Here is an 18,129-nt window from a genome sequence, read left to right on the forward strand (position 1 = left end):
CGAGAAAAAGGTTGCGTGGATTTTTTATTTTTTGCAATAACTGCTCATAAAAATATTTTTTCCATTTATGGAAACCTAACGGGCTGTGCATCCTTCGCCAAAATTAACACGTTATGAAACCGTCATGGTTTTCAAAAACTACACAGGGAAATGATTAAACCATGACAGCTTCATCACCACTAAAGAAAAATTTAAGCAGATGAAAACAATCGTTGTTGCAATGGTGCTATCGCTGTCTCTGGTTGGACATCGCACCGATACGCTACGTCAGGTTAGCGGTAAAGTCTATGATAAACAGACGGGCGCGGCATTAGCAAGCGTTGCTGTGACTGTAGAAGGTGCCGGGGTAGGCACCCAAACGGATGTTAAGGGATATTATACCGTTGCCGCAGAAAAGGGGCAATATCTTGTATTTAGCTATATCGGCTATGATACAGAACGTATACGCGTTGGGAAGGACGATGTGATGGATGTAAAGCTGGCCCCGTCCAAACAAAAGCTTGATGAGGTAGTTGTGGTTGGTTACGGAACGCAGGCGAAGACGGAATTGGTGGGGAGTGTCGCGGGCCTTGGAACGCCCGTCGTGTCGCGGACTTATGCACTGGTAGGTCGTATACGACAGCCGATCAATACAGAATCATACAACGGCGTTGCCGAAAATAAATTCCATGATCCACTGGATGAAGCCCTGTCAACATTCGCTATCGATGTGGATGCCGCCTCATACAGCAATTTCCGCCGTTTCGTCAACAACGGGCAGTTGCCACCCATTGATGCCGTGCGGATTGAAGAAATGGTCAATTATTTCCAGTATGACCTCAAAGGACCGTCGACCAATGAACCGGTGGCCATCCATACCGAACTGGCAACCGCGCCTTGGAACCCCAAGCATTATTTGTTGCGCATCGGGTTGAAAGCCAAGTCGATGCCTACCGATAAACTACCACCATCCAACCTTGTATTCCTTATTGATGTATCGGGATCGATGATGGGTGCAAACAGGCTACCGTTGGCTCAGGCATCGATGAAAATGTTGGTCGATCAATTGCGCGATAATGATCATGTGGCCATTGTAACCTATGCCGGGTCGACAACTGTAGCCTTGGAGAGTACTCCCGGTAATCAGAAAACCAAAATAAAGGATGCGATTGATGCGTTGACCGCCGGTGGAATGACGGCCGGTGGTGCTGGTCTTCAATTGGCCTACCGCACAGCACAGCAGCACTTCATAAAAGGGGGAAACAACCGTATTATTCTTGCTTCAGACGGTGATTTTAACGTAGGACCTTCCACCGATGACGATATGGAGCAGCTCATTACCAAAGAACGGCAGCGAGGTGTAAGCTTATCCGTGATGGGTTTTGGCATGGGCAACCTCAAGGACAGCAAGATGGAGCTGTTGGCCAATAAGGGGCACGGGAATTATGCTTATATCGACAACATCACCGAAGCCCGCAAAGCAATGGTAACCGAGTTTGGAGGTACGCTGTTTACGGCGGCTAAAGATGTGAAAGTACAGGTAGAATTCAACCCGGGCAAGGTGCAAGCGTACAGGCTGTTGGGATATGAAAATCGACTATTGGAAAAAGAAGATTTTAACAATGATGAGAAATTGGGCGGCGACATGGGCGTAGGCCATACCGTAACCGCGCTTTATGAAATCGTGCCGATAGGGGTAAAGAGCAACTACCCCGGCGATGTGGATCCACTGAAATACCAAAAGACAAAAGAGCGGCACGTAGCGGGGAATAGCAATGAGGTGGCTACGGTCAAGTTCCGCTATAAAGATCCCGATGGTGAAAAGAGCCGTTTGCAGCAGGTGGTCGTGGCGGGCCGGCCGCTGGAGCTGGCTAAAGCTTCTATTGATTTCCGGTTTGCCAGCGCCGTGGCCGAATTGGGCATGCTGCTGCGCGATTCGGACTACAAACAGCAGGCAAACTATGACCAGCTGATTGCCCGGGCCAAAGGCGCTAAAGGAGCAGATGACGAAGGCTACCGGGCGGAGTTTATCCGGCTGGCAGAAAGTGTGAAGCTCCTGGCGAAAAGTAACGAATTGGCAGTGGGGAGTGAGTAACCCCGCTGCCCTTATGCGGATGTCATGCGGTCGAAAATCGTACGTTGTTCCCGCATGGATTGCACCTTGTCGGCCGGGTCAGTGTGGCACTCTAGCAATATCCACCCGGCATATCCCATGCGGGTGAGGTTTTCCAGCAACGCGGGGTAGGGGTAGTCTGTACGGTCGAGCTCGCGCACATGTACCGTATCGCCAAAGCGGTCTTTCACCAAGTCGAAGTTGTATTGGAAGCCCTGCCCGTCGAGGTCCTGCGGATTGCAATTCCAGCAGATGGTGGCATTGGGGTGGTCCGCATGGTCCATGATGGTTTTGATGTTGGGGAGGTCCTGCGTTTCATTGCCATGTACTTCGAGGCGGAGTTGCTGCCCGAAGTCGGCGGCGTAAGCGGCCAGTTCATTCAGTGCTGCGCCAATCTGCGCCATTGTCTTTTCGCGCGGTACGCCATCATGGAAGGCATTGGGTTTTACTTTCACGCCCGTGCCACCAATATCAGCACTCAGCTGAATAAATTCCTTGGTGCGCGCAACGGATGCTTGGAGTCGTTGCTGGTCGGGAAAATCGTATTGTTCGTTGGTACCCATACCGATGCATTGCACCGCACTGTTGCTGAATTGGTCCTTGACCCGCTGCCGCTCGTGTTTGCTTAGTTCGGGAGAAACCCCGTGCGCATGGTCTACACGCAGTTCGATACCCGTCAACCCCGTGGCCGTGCAGTTGGCAATGAGGGTGGGCACATCCCAATCTTTGCCCCACAGGTAAGTAACCAGCCCGAGTTTCATTTTGCTGGCAGGCTTGGCACCAAGAGCGGCCCAAGTTTCCATGGGGACTAAGGACGAGCCGGCCAGTAGTGACATGGTTTGGAGAAACTGTTTTCTGTCAATAGGATGTTTCATCTGGTTATTTTTGCTTTTTTAGTTGTCAGATGGAGCCTTTGATGATTAATCCGCTAGCTGGCGGATTAATTATGCTGGGTTCATAAGTTATCATTGGTGTTCGTACAAATTTAATAAAACGAATTAGAATCGCATCCGCTGGATACGGATAGCGTTGCCAATAGCCAACAAGGCAACGCCCACATCGGCAAAAACAGCCTCCCACATGTTAGCCAGTCCGCCCGCGCCGAGTGTAAGTACGATAGCTTTCACCGTGAAAGCGAGAATTATATTCTGCCAAACGATGCGGCGTGTAGCGCGACCAATGCGTATTGCCGTTGGAATCTTGCTTGGACGGTCGTCTTGGATCACCACGTCAGCGGTTTCAATGGTGGCGTCGCTACCCAATCCACCCATGGCAATCCCCACGTCGCTAAGGGCCACCACGGGAGCATCGTTTACCCCATCGCCCACGAAAGCGATGCCGCGGTTCGCGGCTTTCATTTCCTTTATCTTGTTGGCCTTGTCGGCGGGAAGTAGGTCGCCATACGCCTCGGAGATGCCGAGCGCGGCGGCCACGGACTGCACAACGGCCGACCGGTCGCCGCTGAGCATGGTAGGGGTAATGCCGAGTGCTTTCAACTGATTGATGGCTTCCCCGGCGTCTGCCTTTATTTCATCGGCGATGATCAGGTATCCGGCAAAGCGGCCATCGTAGCCCATTGCCACCACTGTATCCGTAAGGGTTCGCGTATCGACGTCGTACCGGATCCCGAACCGGTCGAGCAGCTTGAAGCTGCCCACCAGCAACTGCTTCCCCTCGGCCACAGCCACCATGCCGAGCCCGGCGATTTCTTCTACCTCTTCCAATGGTACGGACCGATCGACGGCACCGACGTATTCGTGGATAGCCGTGGCCACGGGATGCGTGCTATGGCTTTCCAGAGCGTTGGCCCAGCGGAGGATGGTCGAACGGTCGAGCGAATCCGCGATCACGGCTTCCTGGACCCGGAAAACGCCCTTAGTGAGCGTACCCGTCTTATCCATCACGATGTGCCGGATATGTGCCAACGTATCGAGAAAGTTGCCACCCTTGAAGAGGATGCCATGCCTACTGGCAGCACCGATGCCGCCGAAATAGCCTAAGGGTATGGAGATGACCAGCGCACAGGGGCAAGAAATCACCAAAAATACCAAAGCGCGGTATAACCAATCGTTAAATACATAATCGGCCACAAACAGTGCGGGCAGCAGGGTGATGAGTAGTGCAAGTAGTACAACGATAGGCGTATAAACCTTGGCGAACTTACGGATAAACAGCTCCGTGGGCGCTTTGCGGGATGACGCCTCTTGCACTAACGTAATGATCTTGCTTAGCTTGCTATCTGTATATGCCGTGGTAATACGTACTTGGGCCACTGTATTTAGGTTCACCATGCCGGCCAGTACGGTATCGCCGTTTACCTTCGTAGCTGGTTTGCTCTCGCCGGTCAGTGCGGCGGTATTGAACGAGGCACGCTCCGAAATCAACTCACCGTCCAGCGCGAGCTTTTCACCGGGTTTAAGCTGCACGGTCTGGCCGATGGTGGCCTGCTCGGCCCTGATGGTGCGCAGGCCATCGCCATCTCGGATGGTGACCTCATCGGGCCGCTGGTCCAGCAATGCTTTGATGTTACCCTTGGCCCGGCGCACCGCCAGTCCCTGCAAGTTTTCGCCTACCGTATAGAAAAGCATCACGGCCACCCCTTCGGGGTACTCACCGATAAAAAAGGCCCCCAGTGTGGCGATGGTCATCAGGGAAAACTCCGAAAAAAGCTCCTTTTTGGCGATGGCTTGGAACATTTCACGGATAACCGGTCCACCTACCGGAAGATAGGCCAAGCCATACCATGCCAAGCGTAGCCAGTTCTCGAAAAACGCCGGCCGCGAGAGCCAAGTGTTGTCAAAAGCAAGGCCCAATAGTAGTAAAATGAAGCTTAGTGTAGCAGGTAGGAAAAGCCTGAAGGCAGACCGATCGGTATTAGGCACATGGGCTTCGCCATGCGGATGAGACGTGTCGCAGCAAGACACAGCATGCTCATTGCCCATAATACATTGTTATGCAAACAACCATATTCAAAGGTACGTAAATTATCAGATATCGTTCAGGTGATTAAGCGATGATATTGTGTCCGAATAGCATACCGGCCTCGTTGAAGTGTATTGTACGATGCGAGGGTGAAAACAAAATAATTTTTTTTTGAAATGTTTTTGGACCTCGTTCGTCTATAGAGGTGGTTGGCGGATGGAATGAATAATCGCATGGAAAGATGACCGACGAAAAACAACGCAGAATCACGGCTACCATAACGGCCTACGGGAAGGGCTTACTGGGTTTTATCCGAAAACGGGTGAATAGCGATGCCGATGCCGAAGATATTCTGCAAGATGTTTGGTACCGGCTGAGCGCTGTCATCAATTCCCATCCGGTAGAGCAGGTGGGCGGTTGGCTTTACCGCGTGGCCATAAACCGGATTGTCGACAAGCGGCGGAAAAGAAAAGAATCGCTATGGGCGGACGGCACACCCGGGGATATGGAAAACGCATGGCTTGGAAAGATGCCCATGGCTGGCTATAGCAATCCGGAGGCCAAATATCAAGAACGGGTGGTATGGGACGAGATGCACCGGGCTTTGGAAGAATTACCAGCGGCACAGCGGGATGTATTTGTATGGCACGAGTTGGAGCGAATCCCTTTCGCCGAAATAGCAGCGTTTACTGGTGAGCCGATTGGGAAGCTGGTGTCGCGTAAGCGCTATGCTGTATTGCATTTACGAAAACGGTTGAAAGTTTTTTACGATGAATTAACAGATAAATAATTTAAAGAAATAAAATATGAAAACGTTGTTTAGAAGCAAAATACGCTTTGTCCTTATTCCGGTTATGGCGGTAGCTTTCCTCTTTTTGGTGGGTTTCCTGGTCATGCATTTGTGGAATTATACCCTACCCGTGTTGTTCGGTGTCAGTGCCATCAACCTATGGCAGTCGTTAGCACTCTTCCTTTTGTGTAAAATTTTGTTTGGTTTCGGTGGTGGTGGGCCAAGAAGGGGCGGCCCGCCATGGCGGAGAAAAGCGATGCGCCGCAAGTTTGATCAAATGGACGAGGAGGGCAAGGCGCGTGTACGTGCGTATATGCGCTCAAGATCCCATTGCTGGGGGGGTATGGCCGACGAACCGGATAGAAAAACCGATGATGGTGAAACGCAACAAAGGGACTGATTGATGGTGACCGAAATATTTATATTCAAAACTGGCGTACATACGAACGCCGATGTGCAGCAAGCGGCAAGTGTATTCAGATCGGTTGCCGCAATCAAACGGTGGAGTTTCGATTTGGACGATTGCGATCGGATTTTACGGATCGAAGCGACAGCCGGTCTCCGGCCGGAAGCGGTTGAGCAGTTGTTGCTGCGGGTAGGCATTGCCTGTGAGCAGCTGGAGTACGAGTTATAATAATGAGGTGGTCTGCCCGTGCGTAAAAATAAAAAAATATGGATGTCAGCGCACCAACGAACGTATTGTTGACTATCTTTAGCGCGAGATAGAAACGCTAACGAAATATATATGACGATCATGAATAGAAAGTATTATTTAACGGTACTACTGCTGATGCTTAGCATCGTATCCTTCGCGCAGTTCAAATCATTATTCAATGGCAAAGACTTATCCGGGTGGACCATCCACGGTACGGAGAAATGGTATGTTGAAAATGGCGAACTGGTTTGCGAAAGTGGGCCGGATGAGCAATATGGCTATTTATCAACAGAAACCTCCTATAAAGATTTTGAACTACGGGTAAGCTTCAAATTGGAAGCCAATGGAAATAGCGGGGTGTTTATCCGATCGGATATTGAGGGTGTGAAAATCGAGGGCTGGCAGGTGGAAGTGGCTCCGCCAAACAACCATACTGGAGGCATTTATGAATCGTATGGTCGCGGTTGGCTGATCCAGCCCGACCCCGAAAAAGAAAAGATTCTGAAAGCAGACGACTGGAATACCATGAAAATACGGGCGAAGGGTGATAAAGTGACCACTTGGTTAAACGGGAAGAAGATGGTACAACTTTCGGATGAAAAGATAGGCGCTGCAGAAGGATTTATTGCCCTCCAGATACACGATGGCGGTGGTATCAAGGTGCGGTGGAAAGACCTAACGATCAAGGAACTTTAAAAGGTGCTCCGTGCGCGAGGAACTTAATAACCAATAGTAAGCTAGTGATATGAAATCCCTGTCATCCCTATCCCTTTTGTTTGTTGCCGCGGCACTGTCGCTCCAGGCCCAGACACCATCAGTTAAGAAATCACCCCTGCTTACCGCCGCGCCGCCAAGTACTGTAGGCGTTTCCTCAGAACGGCTGGCGCGGATTGACGCGATGCTACAGGAATCGGTTGCCGAGGGGCAGATACCGGGTGTTGTAGCCTTGGTGGCTCGCAATGGCAAGATTGTGTACCATAAAGCTTACGGTAACGCCGACACCGAAGCCGGCCGCAAACAGCAAACCGACGATATCTTCCGAATCGCCTCACAAACAAAGGCAATCACAGCGACGGCGGTAATGATACTCTGGGAGGAAGGAAAGTTCCAATTGGATGACCCGATTTCAAAATATATTCCCGAATTTAAGAACCCGCAGGTACTGCAATCGTTCAGGTATGACGACACTAGTTATACCACCAGGCCGGCTAATAAGGAAATTACCATACGGCACCTGCTTACACATACATCCGGGCTGGGGTACAGTATGATAGATGGCGACGAGCGGATGAAAATGATTTACCAAAAGGCCGACGCCACGGATATATTTGTCACCGAAGAGGTCCGTATCGGAGACCTCGTCAAGAAGTTGGCAAAGCTACCGCTGCACCACGATCCGGGCGAGCGTTATACGTACAGCTTGGGATTGGATGTACTGGGATACCTCATCGAAATCGTATCGGGCATGCCGTTTGATCGTTTTCTGCGCGAAAGGCTCTTCGATCCACTAGGTATGGACGATACGTGGTTTTACCTGCCGGACGGAAAAGCGGACCGGTTGGTGACCGTACAACAAAAGGTGGACGGCCAATGGCAGAAGCTACCTTACACGTTTTACGACCCTGATTATCCCATTAAAGGCGCGCGGACGTTTTTTGCGGGTGGAGCGGGCCTAAGCAGTACAGCGAAGGACTATGCAACCTTCTTGCAAATGTACCTCAACGGCGGGGAACTTAATGGCGTTCGTATATTGAGCCGCACCACAATAGCTACTATCATGGCAAACCAAACGGGGAACTTATTTGGTGGCGAGGCAGAGGATTATGGCTTGGCTTTCGGGATGCTGACGGCACGTGGGGTGGCCAAAGGCGGCTTAGGCGGCGAGGGTACATTCGTGTGGGGCGGTTACTTCAATACGCAGTATTTTGCCGACCCCAGTGAAGGTGTAATCGGGATCCTCATGAAACAGACGCAAGGCCCCACTAACGACCAGACGAGCTGGAAATTCAGACAGATGGTAGGGGCATCGATTGATGACTGAAGGATGAAGATAACCCATAGGGATGAGAAAAATATCCTTACCTTTGCCGCACAATGGATGTTAAACAGCCGGAAAGGGAAGATTATAGTTTTTGGACGAAGTATAAACGATTTGCCGGAAGTGAGCTGCTGCTTTATCTGATTATGGTAGTGGGTATTCTGTTGGGAATTATTATTTTTAGTTGAATGTCGAATACATACTATAGTACCTGAAACTTCCTGCAATAAAATAGTTTTGAAAACGATTTCCGAATGAACCAGACGTGATTTAGTTAATCATCGAAGGCTTCGCCCGACAACTAAAAGCAAAAGATAACAGATGAATCTTAAATTGAAACGCCCCCTGGCTTTTTTTGACTTGGAGACTACCGGAGTAAATATATCGGCCGATCGGATCGTGGAGCTTTCCATCTTGAAGGCATCTCCCGATGGTAGCGAGGCCGTGAAAACACTCAAAATTAATCCCGAAATACCCATACCGCTCGAGTCGTCTCTGATTCATGGAATATACGACGAAGACGTGGCGCAAGCACCCACATTCAAAGAAGTGGCTATGGAAGTAGCCGAATTCCTCGGCGATGCGGACTTGGCCGGCTATAATTCGAATAAATTTGACATCCCGATGTTGATGGAGGAATTTCTCCGTGCGGGTGTTGAGTTTTCACTAACTGATCGTTTTTTCGTCGACGTGCAAAATATTTTCCACCAGATGGAACAACGCACGTTGAAAGCTGCGTACCGCTTTTATTGCGGCAAGAGCCTTGATAACGCACATAGTGCTGAAGCAGATGTACGGGCAACCTACGACGTGCTGCTGTCGCAATTGGATCGCTACCAAGATACGGAGTGGGAAGACAAAGCGGGCAATAAGTCAGTCCCCGTGGTGAACGATGTAGAAGCCCTGCATCATTTTACCAACCTGAGCCGCCCGGTAGATTTCGCTGGCCGGATGGTATTCAACGAACAGGGTGAAGAGGTGTTCAATTTCGGAAAGCATAAAGGGCGGTCTGTAGAGGCGGTTTTCGCAATGGAACCCAGCTACTATTCATGGATGATGCAGGGGGATTTTCCGCTATATACCAAGCAATGCTTGGAAAAGGTGTGGAAACGCTTTCGGATGAAGCAGAAAGGAACGGCCAATGTGCCACGTGATACCGACCCGTCTAAACGCAACAGTCAGGCTGCCGGTAGGCAACCACAGGAAGGGCGCCCGAAACGGAAGTCTGGGCCCATTACGGACGATATGCTGAAAGATCTACAGGCGAAGTTCAGCAAATAGTCGCAGGCCATTCCTTACGCATTCTTGACAAACAGCCATTGATAAACGGGGGCAAACCCGTATTTTTGTATATTCATTTTACGTATTACGATGTCACAAGAAACTGAACATATAAAATGCCTGATTATCGGTTCTGGGCCAGCTGGGTATACCGCAGCTATTTATGCTGCCCGTGCCGATTTGAAGCCGGTGGTATATACCGGTATCGTGCCAGGCGGGCAACTTACACAGACCACCGACGTGGAAAATTTTCCCGGCTATGCCGATGGGATACTTGGCCCACAGATGATGGAAGATTTCCGGAAGCAGGCGGAACGTTTCGGTACGGATGTGCGCTTTGGCTACATAACAGAGGTGGACTTCTCTGGTGATGTGCACAAAGTAGTAGTAGATGGCGAGAAGACGCTCACCGCTGAGACGGTGATCATTGCTACAGGTGCAACAGCGAAGTGGCTTGGTCTTGAAAGCGAACAAAAATACAACGGATTCGGTGTGTCGGCCTGTGCGGTGTGCGATGGTTTCTTTTTTAAAGGACAAGATGTCGCTATCGTGGGGGCAGGGGATACCGCTGCTGAAGAAGCGACGTACTTAGCGAAGCTGGCTGCCAAAGTGCATATGCTGGTGCGTAGGGATGAGTTCCGGGCATCGAAAGCCATGCAACACCGGGTGCTGAATACGTCGAATATCGAAATTCACTATCATACGGAAACCAAGGAAATCTTAGGCGACGGCCAGAACGTGACAGGTATACGGGTATATAACAACCAGTCGTTGGAGGAGAAGACCATCCCGGTGACAGGCTTTTTCGTCGCCATTGGTCACAAACCCAATACCGAACTGTTCCAAGGGAAACTGGATATGGATGCCAATGGCTACTTGATTACCCAGCCTGATAGCACGCGCACGAATATCGAGGGCGTATTTGCTTGTGGTGATGTGCAAGATCACGTATACCGGCAGGCCGTTACCGCTGCCGGAACCGGCTGTATGGCTGCGCTAGAAGCTGAAAGGTACTTGGCTGCTAAGGAGTTTTCAGTAGCGTATTAATCCATGTATTTGTTAGTACACGTGCGTGCCGCGGCGGAGCCACTGTGACCAGTTTTTGTCGTATACATGCACTTCGGTGGTTTGCACATCGTTGGCATTATATACGGGGTTTCGTAGGTTTACCCATTCATAAATCCCGCCGTATAGGTTGAACACATATTGATAACCAGCTTTTTTTAGCTTTTCGCCAATCCGTTCGCTACGATTTCCGATGGTGCAATAAACCACTACGGTATCGGTCTTCGGTATATCGTAAATCTCACGCATATCAAACCAAATGTAACCGACATGTTTCGCATGTCGGATATGGCTCACGTCAAATTCATCCCGCTCACGCGTGTCGAGCACAATAACGCCCTGTTTCACCATCTGTTTGAGCTCGTCAGCGGTAATGGTCTTTACGCTGTGCCGGTAGATATTATTCAACCGCTCATTGAACTCAGGACTGCTGGTTGAATCTTGTATGCCGCTACCGCAGGTAAGACATAAAACGGTGAATAACGACCACATTAACCTACATGATTAAAGTCCTGGATACGTGTACCCATATCGATTACCGTTGCATGGGGTAATGCGGCCGCAATGACACTTGTTCCGATGGCCGATCGATAGCCCCCCGCACAATGTACCACGATGGGCTTGTCTGTGGGAATATGCGGTGCGTGCTCCCGCAATTCGGGAAGCGGTATCGGGATAGCGCTGGGGAAAATGGGGTTGGCATTCACTTCTTCACGATTACGGATATCGACGATGGTGTAATCCGGTTGGTTTTTTGCAAAGTGCATTTCGTCAAACAGCGCGCCCTGCACGGGACCGCCGGTGGCCGATGCCTTGCCGGCTACTTGCTGTTCGTAACCGATCTTCGCTGTTTTTTCTACAAGCACCTGTAATTGCTGGGTGTCTTCGGCTACAAGATAGAACGCTTCACCGGGATTGACAATGCTTCCCAACCAGGTTTCAAACCGTAGTCCGTCGGGCACGTTGATGGCTCCGGGTAGGTGCCCCGATTGGAACTGTGCTTGTGGGCGGCCGTCCACAACAAGCATACCGTTGTTATGTATGGCCAAATCGCTGAAGGTAGGAATCGCATCGATGCTGGCCTGAAAAGCCGGTGCTCCTTTTTTGTTGAGCATCACGTTATATTCGAAATAGCGCGGTACAAAGGGTTGCTGCTCCAGGATTAACGTCACAAACTCATCTTCGTCCATCGGTTGCAATGCATAGTTGCTGCTAATTTCGGTTCCAATAGTGCTCTGCCGTGCATCACCCATGTGCTTTCCGCACAGCGAACCCGGACCATGAGCGGGGTAGACCACCACGTCTGCGGGAAGCCGCATTAACTTTTCGCGCGTAGAACGGTATAGTTGCCGTGCCAATGCGGCGGCTTCCCCGGTGATATTGCCTACCCGTCCCCGCAAGTCCGGTCGGCCCACATCACCTACAAATAAGGTGTCGCCAGTGAATATCGCATGCGGTTTGTTGTGCGAGTCTACGAGTAAGATACAGATGCTATCGGGCGAGTGCCCTGGGGTATTGATGGCTTCCAGCCAGCTGCTGCCCAACGCAATGCGGTCGCCTTCGTTAAAAGGCTGGTGAGGGTATTCTGCATCCACCAAAACACTGGTATACAATGTTGCGCCGGTCGTTTGGTGCAGTTCTAAATGTGAGCTTACAAAGTCGGCGTGTGGATGCGTTTCGATCACGGCTGTGATTACGGCACCATGTCGCTCGGCAAAGTTGAGGTATTGTTCGGGGTTTCGTGCTGGATCGATTAAGGCTATTTGACCTGCATCTCTTATCACATAAGACGCGTGCGCCAAACCTTCGTCGTAAAACTGGTGTATCTCCATTTGCGTATGACAATTGTATGCGCAAAGATATGGAAAATGTTTTTGCGTTGAATTAATTCGTATTTTGGCACCATGTGGATAGGGAAGACATTGGCCATATCGCTGGTATTTTTGTTCATTGCCGAATGGGCAGCCGGTCAAGATCATACTACGGTATTCGGCCAACGGCAGGCCCGTGGCCGCATAGTCAATCCAGCAATCAACGAGGCATCTGGACTCGTGGCGTCGGGGAGACACGAGGGATATTTCTGGACCCATAATGATAGTGGCGACGAGGCCCGGATTTTCCTGATCGATGATTCGGCGCATCACCGAGCGACCTATTATCTGCAAGGCGTATTAGCGCACGACTGGGAAGATATCGGGTTGATGGAACGTGAGGGATGTTATTACTTGCTCATCGGCGATATCGGTGATAACCGAGGCGAGCGGCAGCACGTCAAACTGCACGTCATAAAAGAACCGGCAATTGGAACATCAACGGCTGCAACGATGTTGCCGATTGAACAAACCCGATCATTCGTGCTTCGCTACGAGGATGGACCGCGGGATGCGGAATCGCTGTTCTTCGATCCGCTCGACGAACGGCTATATGTAGTGAGTAAACGGGAGCTGGAAGTGGGGGTATATACCACGACGCTGCCTGAATTGACCGCGGATACATTGATCTTGCGTAGAATTGGAACATTGCCCCACACCTTCATTACATCGGCAGCCATCAGTCCGGATGGGAGCGAGGTGCTCATGAAGAGTTTACTTGAAGTGTTTTATTGGCGCCGAAAGGTTGATGAGTCCGTTGGCGAAATGCTCCGTCGCCCGGCCATGCGACAACCCTATCAGGCAGAACCGCAAGGTGAGGCGATGACTTTCGCGCGTGATGGCAGTGGGTATTTTACTTTGGGTGAAGCGGTACTTGGCATCAAACCTGTTTTATATTTTTATCCGCGCTTTTGATCTAGATGGTTTAGCCTTCAGGATGTTGTTACGTTTGTTGACGGTTACTTCGATGGAAAGCAGTTGCAATTGATATTGATTAACAGCGGGTTAGGGTTATAACTAGAATTAGTATGATATTTTTCAAGCAAATTATTTGACGACGTCGGCTTAATTTCCATATTTTTATTGCACAAAACCAACTAATTATAAACTTAATAAAAAGTCCCGGTTGTTAACCAACCGGGACTTTTTATTTCTACATGCCATAAAAATGGGTTGACTAACCGCCATAATCATCGCTAGCGATGATATAAGCATCGACGGTTGGCGATGATAAGTCTATGGATTATTTGGGGGGTTGTTGCCTAGTTCTTGTTGCTGGCGGAGCTCATCTACGTTATTCTTATCGGCAAATTCATCTGTTTTGCCGGAAAACGCTTCCAGTAAATCGGTAATCGCATCCATATTCTCAGCAGTACGCTGATAGATATCAGGGAGAATTTTTTCGAGGCGACTGTCGCCTAACTCGATATTATCGACTTCCACTTTGCCGATTTTCTCCAACACAGCCTGTTGGCTTCGCTTAAGATCATCCAATTCACGGACAATCTTCTCCATCAATTCAAATTTCTTCAATTTATCCATAACATCAGCATTTACTTTTCAAAAACAAGAAAAACCGAAAAAGGTTTTGTATAACTATTTAATTAGTTATATTGCGAAAGTTTTAGTTGTAAACAATCAATACGATGAAGAGGGTTTTATATATAGCCGTATTGCTTTGGTTTGGTGTGGGTAATGGGGTAGGTTACGCCCAAGACAGGCAGCCGGATAATAACAAGTTACTCGAATTATATCAGGCACAGCAATATCGGGAAGCAGCCACTTATTTGCGGTCTTTCTATACTGATAGAATAGCCGATCCGGCAATACTGAACAGGTTGGGTTATTGTTATCGCATGGCGGGCGACGATGAGGAAGCCGAGCGGTATTATCAGCAGCTCTATGCGCTTGACACGTTGAATGTTTCCACATTGATGAATTTGGCCGGCCTGCATGTGAAGCGGGGGCGATATTCCTCGGCTGCCGGCTATTATCAACGAATCGTTGCCGTGGATAGTAACCATGTTGCCGCCTATCGCGCCCTTTCGGAACTGACAAAAAGGAATGGGGATCTCGCCGCTGCTTTCAATTACCTGTTACGGGCAAATAGCCTCCAACCGACGAACAGTGATATTGCCTATGATTTTGCGCAGTTATGTATGGATTTAGAGCGGTATGGACGGGCGGATACGGTTCTGCAGTTGGCCTTGGACGACGATCTGCAAAACGGTCTATTGCTGTTGGGAAAGATCAAGGTTGCTGAAAAATTGAAGCACTACGAAGAGGTGGTTACCTTGGGTGAACGGTTGGGTGAGCTGGGCGACGAGAGTCGAGAGGTACTTGTGCTATTGGCCCGAGGCTATTTCCATACCCAACATTTCGCGGACTGTGAAGAGACCTACAGCCGGCTATTGGCGGTTTACAAACAGATGGGAGAGGTAGATTATTACTATCTGGCAATGGCCTATAAAGCAATGAAACGATATGAAGAAGGACTGGAGAGTATGGAAAAGGTGCTGGAGCTTGCTATCTCGCCGAATACCGCTTTTTATTACGGTCGTAAGGCTGATTTGCACGATTTGGCCAATCAGCCCTCGGCGGCGGCGAAGAGTTATTTACGGAGCTTCCAGTTTGAAACCATTCCCTTGCATTATTACAGCCTAGCTGTTGTATATGACAAAAAATTGAGCGATGCGCGCAATGCCCTGCGGTATTTCCGGCAATATGTCGAACTACAGCTGCCGGAAGATCAGCAAATTTACGTGGATTATGCCCGGCGACGCATTGAAGAGTTGAAGTAGCCGTATGTGCGTTTTGCCGGAAACCGCCAATTTACATTGCAAATGCCGGTGATATTCACGAAGTTTGCTGTCAGTCCAAGTACTTATGCAATGAAGAAAATCTTATTTTGGCTCCTTCCCCTTGCACTGCTTTCCTGCGAAAAAACAGAATATTCCCCCGATCCGGCTGCAGACACCTATTCGTTGAAACAAATCATTTACGATGTAGGGGAAGAGGACGGAATGGAGACGTTTGTACGTCCGTTACACTCGGTCACGTATGCTAATCGCACCAGTGTTGTCCAGCGGGTGATCGTTGATCCCTTGGCGGGCCTAACGGAGTCTTCTGTTTTTACGAGCAGCGATAATAACGCGTTTGCACTGCTTGGCAGTGTGGAACCGGAGGTGGCCGTGCCATTGCAATTGGATGATGGTGTGATTACGGTTGGCGAAGCGAAATGGCCGTACCGCAGTGAGGTCGCGCAGCTCGCCCCAACAGTTAATTTCCGCGATACAATTGCCGTACCGCCAAATACCCGGCTCACACTTATGATGAATGTCTATTTTAACGAATTCGAGCTCTCCTACACCGCCACGTTCGAAGGCCAGCCTACGGGAACCATCGTTGAGGCAAAAGGTAAATGGAAAGGTGTAGTCGTGGCCAATGTCGAGAAGCAGCTGGAGTTCGATTAAAAACTTGTTACCTTTCGTTGTTTTTGTTGATTGAAATATTCGGCTATCGCTTCAACCGAAAGGGTATTCAGACAGTGTTGGGCCGCTACCCCGCCTTTCCGGGCAACGTGCACGCCGTATTGCATGTCTCGGAAGCCGTTGTTGCGGTGAGCATCCGGATTGATGGATAGCATGACACCTTTTTCTATCGCATAGCGATGCCAGCGCCAATCGAGGTCCAATCGGAGTGGATTGGCATTGATCTCGATAGCCACGCCATGTGCGGCACATGTATCAATAATCCGTTCATAGTCTAGCTGATAACCTGTCCTGCTGAGCAGTAAACGCCCTGTCGGGTGACCAATGAGGGTCGTATAAGGGTTTTCTATGGCTTTGACTAACCGATTGGTCGCCCGTTCTTTATCCATTTTGAGGTTGGAGTGGATGGAAGCTACGACGAAATCAAACCCAGCAAGAATTTCATCGGGGTAATCCAACGATCCGTCCCCCAGGATATCGGATTCGATACCTTTGAAAATACGAAACGGTGCCAAGTTTACATTCAGCGCATCGATTTCCGCCCACTGTTCCTGAACACGCCCAATGTCGAGCCCTTTGGCATATACAGCTGCTCTGGAATGGTCGCAGATACCGAGGTACTCCAGTCGCAATTCGTCACGACAGTACCGTGCCATCTCTTCGAGTGTGTTTACGCCGTCGCTGTAGGTGCTGTGGTTGTGAAGTGTTCCCCGAAGGTCGGTATAGTTGATAAGTATGGGTAGTGCACCGGTTGTTGCCAGCACGATTTCGTTGTTGCCCTCACGCAGTTCGGGCTCGATATACGATAACCCAAGCGACGCGTATATCGCTTCTTCCGACTCGAAGTCGGGCAGCTGCGGTTCCGGTAATAATTCGTCCAATAGCCGTAGATGTTCGTCAGACCCGGTGGTTATCAAAAGCTGGCGTGAGAAGGAGTCTGCATCTGATGGGATAAAGCGGAAAGTAAGTCCGGTTTCATTTTTGGCCAGCAGCGGAGCCGGAGCATTCGGGATTTCAACCAAGAGCGTGTCGATTTTAGTAACTGCCGCAGTGAGTTCATCAAAGGAGGCTTCTGCGATTAAGTCTATTGACTGGAGCACTTCGCACTTTCGTCGGAAATCGCCCGTGAACGCAATTTTACGCCCACGAGGTAAAAGCTCCTGTACCGACACCATGACCGATTCGGCCATCGATTCAGCGTTGGCATATAAGAACCAGCCTTTGTTGGCGATGGAAAATTCAAGGGCCTGTTTAATTTCAAGCTGTGTTTTCAATCCGAAGCCGTTGGCTCCCACGAGGCGGTTTTCATTACATGCATAATATAACTCGCCGATCGATTCGATATCCAAATCACGCCAAATAACCTTTATTTTTTTTGGGCCAAGACCCTTGATGGTCAGCATTTCTAGAATACCTTCGGGGGTGGCGTTTATTAACGCTTCCAGTTCGGGAAATGATCCGCTCGCCAGTAGCGTGTTGACCTTATCGGCCGTACGTTGGCCGATGCCCGGCACTTCGCTGAGTTTGCTGATTGTTTGGGGTGTAATTATAAAGGACAGTTTATCCAGTTTGAAGGCTGCGGCTGCCATTGCCTTGGTGCGGAACGGATTTTCACCATGCAGCTCCATCAGCTGGGCATATCGCCGGAATATTTTTGCGATTTTCTTGTTATCCATCGCCGAAAATTACGGATTTCCCGGCAGGTGTCAAAGCGAATCCTGCACTATATCAATACGGTTAATGTTGTTTCTGAAAACGACAGCAGTAATGGTGCGGTTATGGGATGTTGATATGGACAGTCTTTCGGCCAAGTTGTGTTACCGATGTGGCTACACCGTCCGGGCGCAATTGATGCGCTTTACTTTTCATCTGTCTAAATTTGTTTATTCATCGCTTTTTTGTTTCTAAAGGCATTCATGCTGCC

Annotated in this window: 17 protein-coding genes; 11 read left to right on the plus strand and 6 right to left on the minus strand. The window is 49.7% G+C overall.

Translation table 11 applies throughout. The annotated features are described in order from the left end of the window. Positions 1–199 precede the first annotated feature (199 nt). Positions 200–2,074: a vWA domain-containing protein gene (locus VNQ80_RS12880; protein ID WP_325639211.1), complete on the plus strand. Its 1,875-nt coding sequence runs from the start codon at positions 200–202 to the stop codon at positions 2,072–2,074. An 11-nt stretch (positions 2,075–2,085) separates the two neighbouring features. Here VNQ80_RS12880 and VNQ80_RS12885 read toward each other — a convergent pair whose 3' ends face one another. Continuing rightward, the gene (locus VNQ80_RS12885; RefSeq protein WP_325639214.1) at positions 2,086–2,967 is read right to left on the minus strand and encodes a sugar phosphate isomerase/epimerase family protein; all 882 of its coding nucleotides are present in this window, start codon (positions 2,965–2,967) and stop codon (positions 2,086–2,088) included. Positions 2,968–3,090: 123 nt separating this feature from the next. Further along, positions 3,091–5,034 (minus strand): heavy metal translocating P-type ATPase, encoded by a 1,944-nt coding sequence (locus VNQ80_RS12890; RefSeq protein ID WP_325639216.1) that lies wholly within the window; start codon positions 5,032–5,034, stop codon positions 3,091–3,093. A 221-nt stretch (positions 5,035–5,255) separates the two neighbouring features. Here VNQ80_RS12890 and VNQ80_RS12895 point away from each other — a divergent pair, with 221 nt between their 5' ends. From VNQ80_RS12895 to trxB, 7 genes are all read left to right on the plus strand, one after another. Then, complete coding sequence (locus tag VNQ80_RS12895; RefSeq protein ID WP_325639218.1) at positions 5,256–5,804, plus strand: sigma-70 family RNA polymerase sigma factor; 549 nt, start codon at positions 5,256–5,258, stop codon at positions 5,802–5,804. Positions 5,805–5,820: 16 nt separating this feature from the next. Then, positions 5,821–6,204, plus strand: coding sequence for a hypothetical protein (locus tag VNQ80_RS12900; RefSeq protein WP_325639220.1), 384 nt, complete (start codon positions 5,821–5,823; stop codon positions 6,202–6,204). Positions 6,205–6,207: 3 nt separating this feature from the next. Further along, positions 6,208–6,438: a hypothetical protein gene (locus VNQ80_RS12905; RefSeq protein ID WP_325639222.1), complete on the plus strand. Its 231-nt coding sequence runs from the start codon at positions 6,208–6,210 to the stop codon at positions 6,436–6,438. 120 nt (positions 6,439–6,558) lie between these two features. Beyond that, positions 6,559–7,155: a DUF1080 domain-containing protein gene (locus VNQ80_RS12910; protein WP_325639224.1), complete on the plus strand. Its 597-nt coding sequence runs from the start codon at positions 6,559–6,561 to the stop codon at positions 7,153–7,155. A gap of 49 nt (positions 7,156–7,204) precedes the next feature. Then, positions 7,205–8,500, plus strand: a complete 1,296-nt coding sequence (locus VNQ80_RS12915) for a serine hydrolase domain-containing protein (protein WP_325639226.1) — start codon at positions 7,205–7,207, stop codon at positions 8,498–8,500. A 318-nt stretch (positions 8,501–8,818) separates the two neighbouring features. Then, entirely contained in the window at positions 8,819–9,778 is a 960-nt protein-coding gene (locus VNQ80_RS12920; RefSeq protein WP_325639228.1) for a 3'-5' exonuclease, read from the plus strand. Positions 9,779–9,868: 90 nt separating this feature from the next. Further along, a complete protein-coding gene (gene trxB / locus VNQ80_RS12925; protein WP_325639230.1) occupies positions 9,869–10,825 on the plus strand; it encodes a thioredoxin-disulfide reductase in 957 nt (318 codons plus the stop codon). 12 nt (positions 10,826–10,837) lie between these two features. Here the strand turns inward: trxB and VNQ80_RS12930 are convergent, their stop codons facing one another. Next, a complete protein-coding gene (locus VNQ80_RS12930; RefSeq protein ID WP_325639232.1) occupies positions 10,838–11,335 on the minus strand; it encodes a rhodanese-like domain-containing protein in 498 nt (165 codons plus the stop codon). After that, the gene (locus tag VNQ80_RS12935; RefSeq protein ID WP_325639234.1) at positions 11,335–12,675 is read right to left on the minus strand and encodes an MBL fold metallo-hydrolase; all 1,341 of its coding nucleotides are present in this window, start codon (positions 12,673–12,675) and stop codon (positions 11,335–11,337) included. Before VNQ80_RS12935 ends, VNQ80_RS12930 begins: the two co-directional genes overlap by 1 nt. 72 nt (positions 12,676–12,747) lie before the next feature. Here VNQ80_RS12935 and VNQ80_RS12940 point away from each other — a divergent pair, with 72 nt between their 5' ends. Beyond that, positions 12,748–13,629, plus strand: a complete 882-nt coding sequence (locus VNQ80_RS12940) for a hypothetical protein (RefSeq protein ID WP_325639236.1) — start codon at positions 12,748–12,750, stop codon at positions 13,627–13,629. A 321-nt stretch (positions 13,630–13,950) separates the two neighbouring features. Here the strand turns inward: VNQ80_RS12940 and VNQ80_RS12945 are convergent, their stop codons facing one another. Beyond that, positions 13,951–14,256, minus strand: a complete 306-nt coding sequence (locus tag VNQ80_RS12945; RefSeq protein ID WP_325639238.1) for a hypothetical protein — start codon at positions 14,254–14,256, stop codon at positions 13,951–13,953. A 104-nt stretch (positions 14,257–14,360) separates the two neighbouring features. On the opposite strand from VNQ80_RS12945, the gene VNQ80_RS12950 reads away from it, so the two are divergent. Together VNQ80_RS12950 and VNQ80_RS12955 are read left to right on the plus strand one after the other, a co-directional pair. After that, complete coding sequence (locus VNQ80_RS12950; RefSeq protein WP_325639240.1) at positions 14,361–15,515, plus strand: tetratricopeptide repeat protein; 1,155 nt, start codon at positions 14,361–14,363, stop codon at positions 15,513–15,515. Positions 15,516–15,605: 90 nt separating this feature from the next. Further along, the gene (locus tag VNQ80_RS12955; RefSeq protein ID WP_325639242.1) at positions 15,606–16,187 is read left to right on the plus strand and encodes a hypothetical protein; all 582 of its coding nucleotides are present in this window, start codon (positions 15,606–15,608) and stop codon (positions 16,185–16,187) included. Here VNQ80_RS12955 and VNQ80_RS12960 read toward each other — a convergent pair. Then, complete coding sequence (locus VNQ80_RS12960) at positions 16,184–17,881, minus strand: helix-hairpin-helix domain-containing protein (protein WP_325639244.1); 1,698 nt, start codon at positions 17,879–17,881, stop codon at positions 16,184–16,186. The two genes, VNQ80_RS12955 and VNQ80_RS12960, sit on opposite strands and share 4 nt — an antisense overlap. Between the last annotated feature and the right edge of the window lie 248 nt (positions 17,882–18,129).

It is taken from the genome of Parapedobacter sp. (genome assembly GCF_035556095.1).
GTDB lineage: Bacteria > Bacteroidota > Bacteroidia > Sphingobacteriales > Sphingobacteriaceae > Parapedobacter.

What these genes read in the sequence shown, in the direction of transcription:
- VNQ80_RS12885 (WP_325639214.1), bottom strand. Translation starts at nt 2,967, where the DNA reads ATGAAACATCCTATTGACAGAAAACAGTTTCTCCAAACCATGTCACTA.
- VNQ80_RS12945 (WP_325639238.1), bottom strand. Translation starts at nt 14,256, where the DNA reads ATGGATAAATTGAAGAAATTTGAATTGATGGAGAAGATTGTCCGTGAA.
- VNQ80_RS12920 (WP_325639228.1), top strand. Translation starts at nt 8,819, where the DNA reads ATGAATCTTAAATTGAAACGCCCCCTGGCTTTTTTTGACTTGGAGACT.
- VNQ80_RS12905 (WP_325639222.1), top strand. Translation starts at nt 6,208, where the DNA reads ATGGTGACCGAAATATTTATATTCAAAACTGGCGTACATACGAACGCC.
- VNQ80_RS12935 (WP_325639234.1), bottom strand. Translation starts at nt 12,675, where the DNA reads ATGGAGATACACCAGTTTTACGACGAAGGTTTGGCGCACGCGTCTTAT.
- VNQ80_RS12895 (WP_325639218.1), top strand. Translation starts at nt 5,256, where the DNA reads ATGACCGACGAAAAACAACGCAGAATCACGGCTACCATAACGGCCTAC.
- VNQ80_RS12910 (WP_325639224.1), top strand. Translation starts at nt 6,559, where the DNA reads ATGAATAGAAAGTATTATTTAACGGTACTACTGCTGATGCTTAGCATC.
- VNQ80_RS12955 (WP_325639242.1), top strand. Translation starts at nt 15,606, where the DNA reads ATGAAGAAAATCTTATTTTGGCTCCTTCCCCTTGCACTGCTTTCCTGC.
- trxB (WP_325639230.1), top strand. Translation starts at nt 9,869, where the DNA reads ATGTCACAAGAAACTGAACATATAAAATGCCTGATTATCGGTTCTGGG.
- VNQ80_RS12890 (WP_325639216.1), bottom strand. Translation starts at nt 5,034, where the DNA reads ATGGGCAATGAGCATGCTGTGTCTTGCTGCGACACGTCTCATCCGCAT.
- VNQ80_RS12950 (WP_325639240.1), top strand. Translation starts at nt 14,361, where the DNA reads ATGAAGAGGGTTTTATATATAGCCGTATTGCTTTGGTTTGGTGTGGGT.
- VNQ80_RS12900 (WP_325639220.1), top strand. Translation starts at nt 5,821, where the DNA reads ATGAAAACGTTGTTTAGAAGCAAAATACGCTTTGTCCTTATTCCGGTT.
- VNQ80_RS12940 (WP_325639236.1), top strand. Translation starts at nt 12,748, where the DNA reads ATGTGGATAGGGAAGACATTGGCCATATCGCTGGTATTTTTGTTCATT.
- VNQ80_RS12915 (WP_325639226.1), top strand. Translation starts at nt 7,205, where the DNA reads ATGAAATCCCTGTCATCCCTATCCCTTTTGTTTGTTGCCGCGGCACTG.
- VNQ80_RS12880 (WP_325639211.1), top strand. Translation starts at nt 200, where the DNA reads ATGAAAACAATCGTTGTTGCAATGGTGCTATCGCTGTCTCTGGTTGGA.
- VNQ80_RS12930 (WP_325639232.1), bottom strand. Translation starts at nt 11,335, where the DNA reads ATGTGGTCGTTATTCACCGTTTTATGTCTTACCTGCGGTAGCGGCATA.
- VNQ80_RS12960 (WP_325639244.1), bottom strand. Translation starts at nt 17,881, where the DNA reads ATGGATAACAAGAAAATCGCAAAAATATTCCGGCGATATGCCCAGCTG.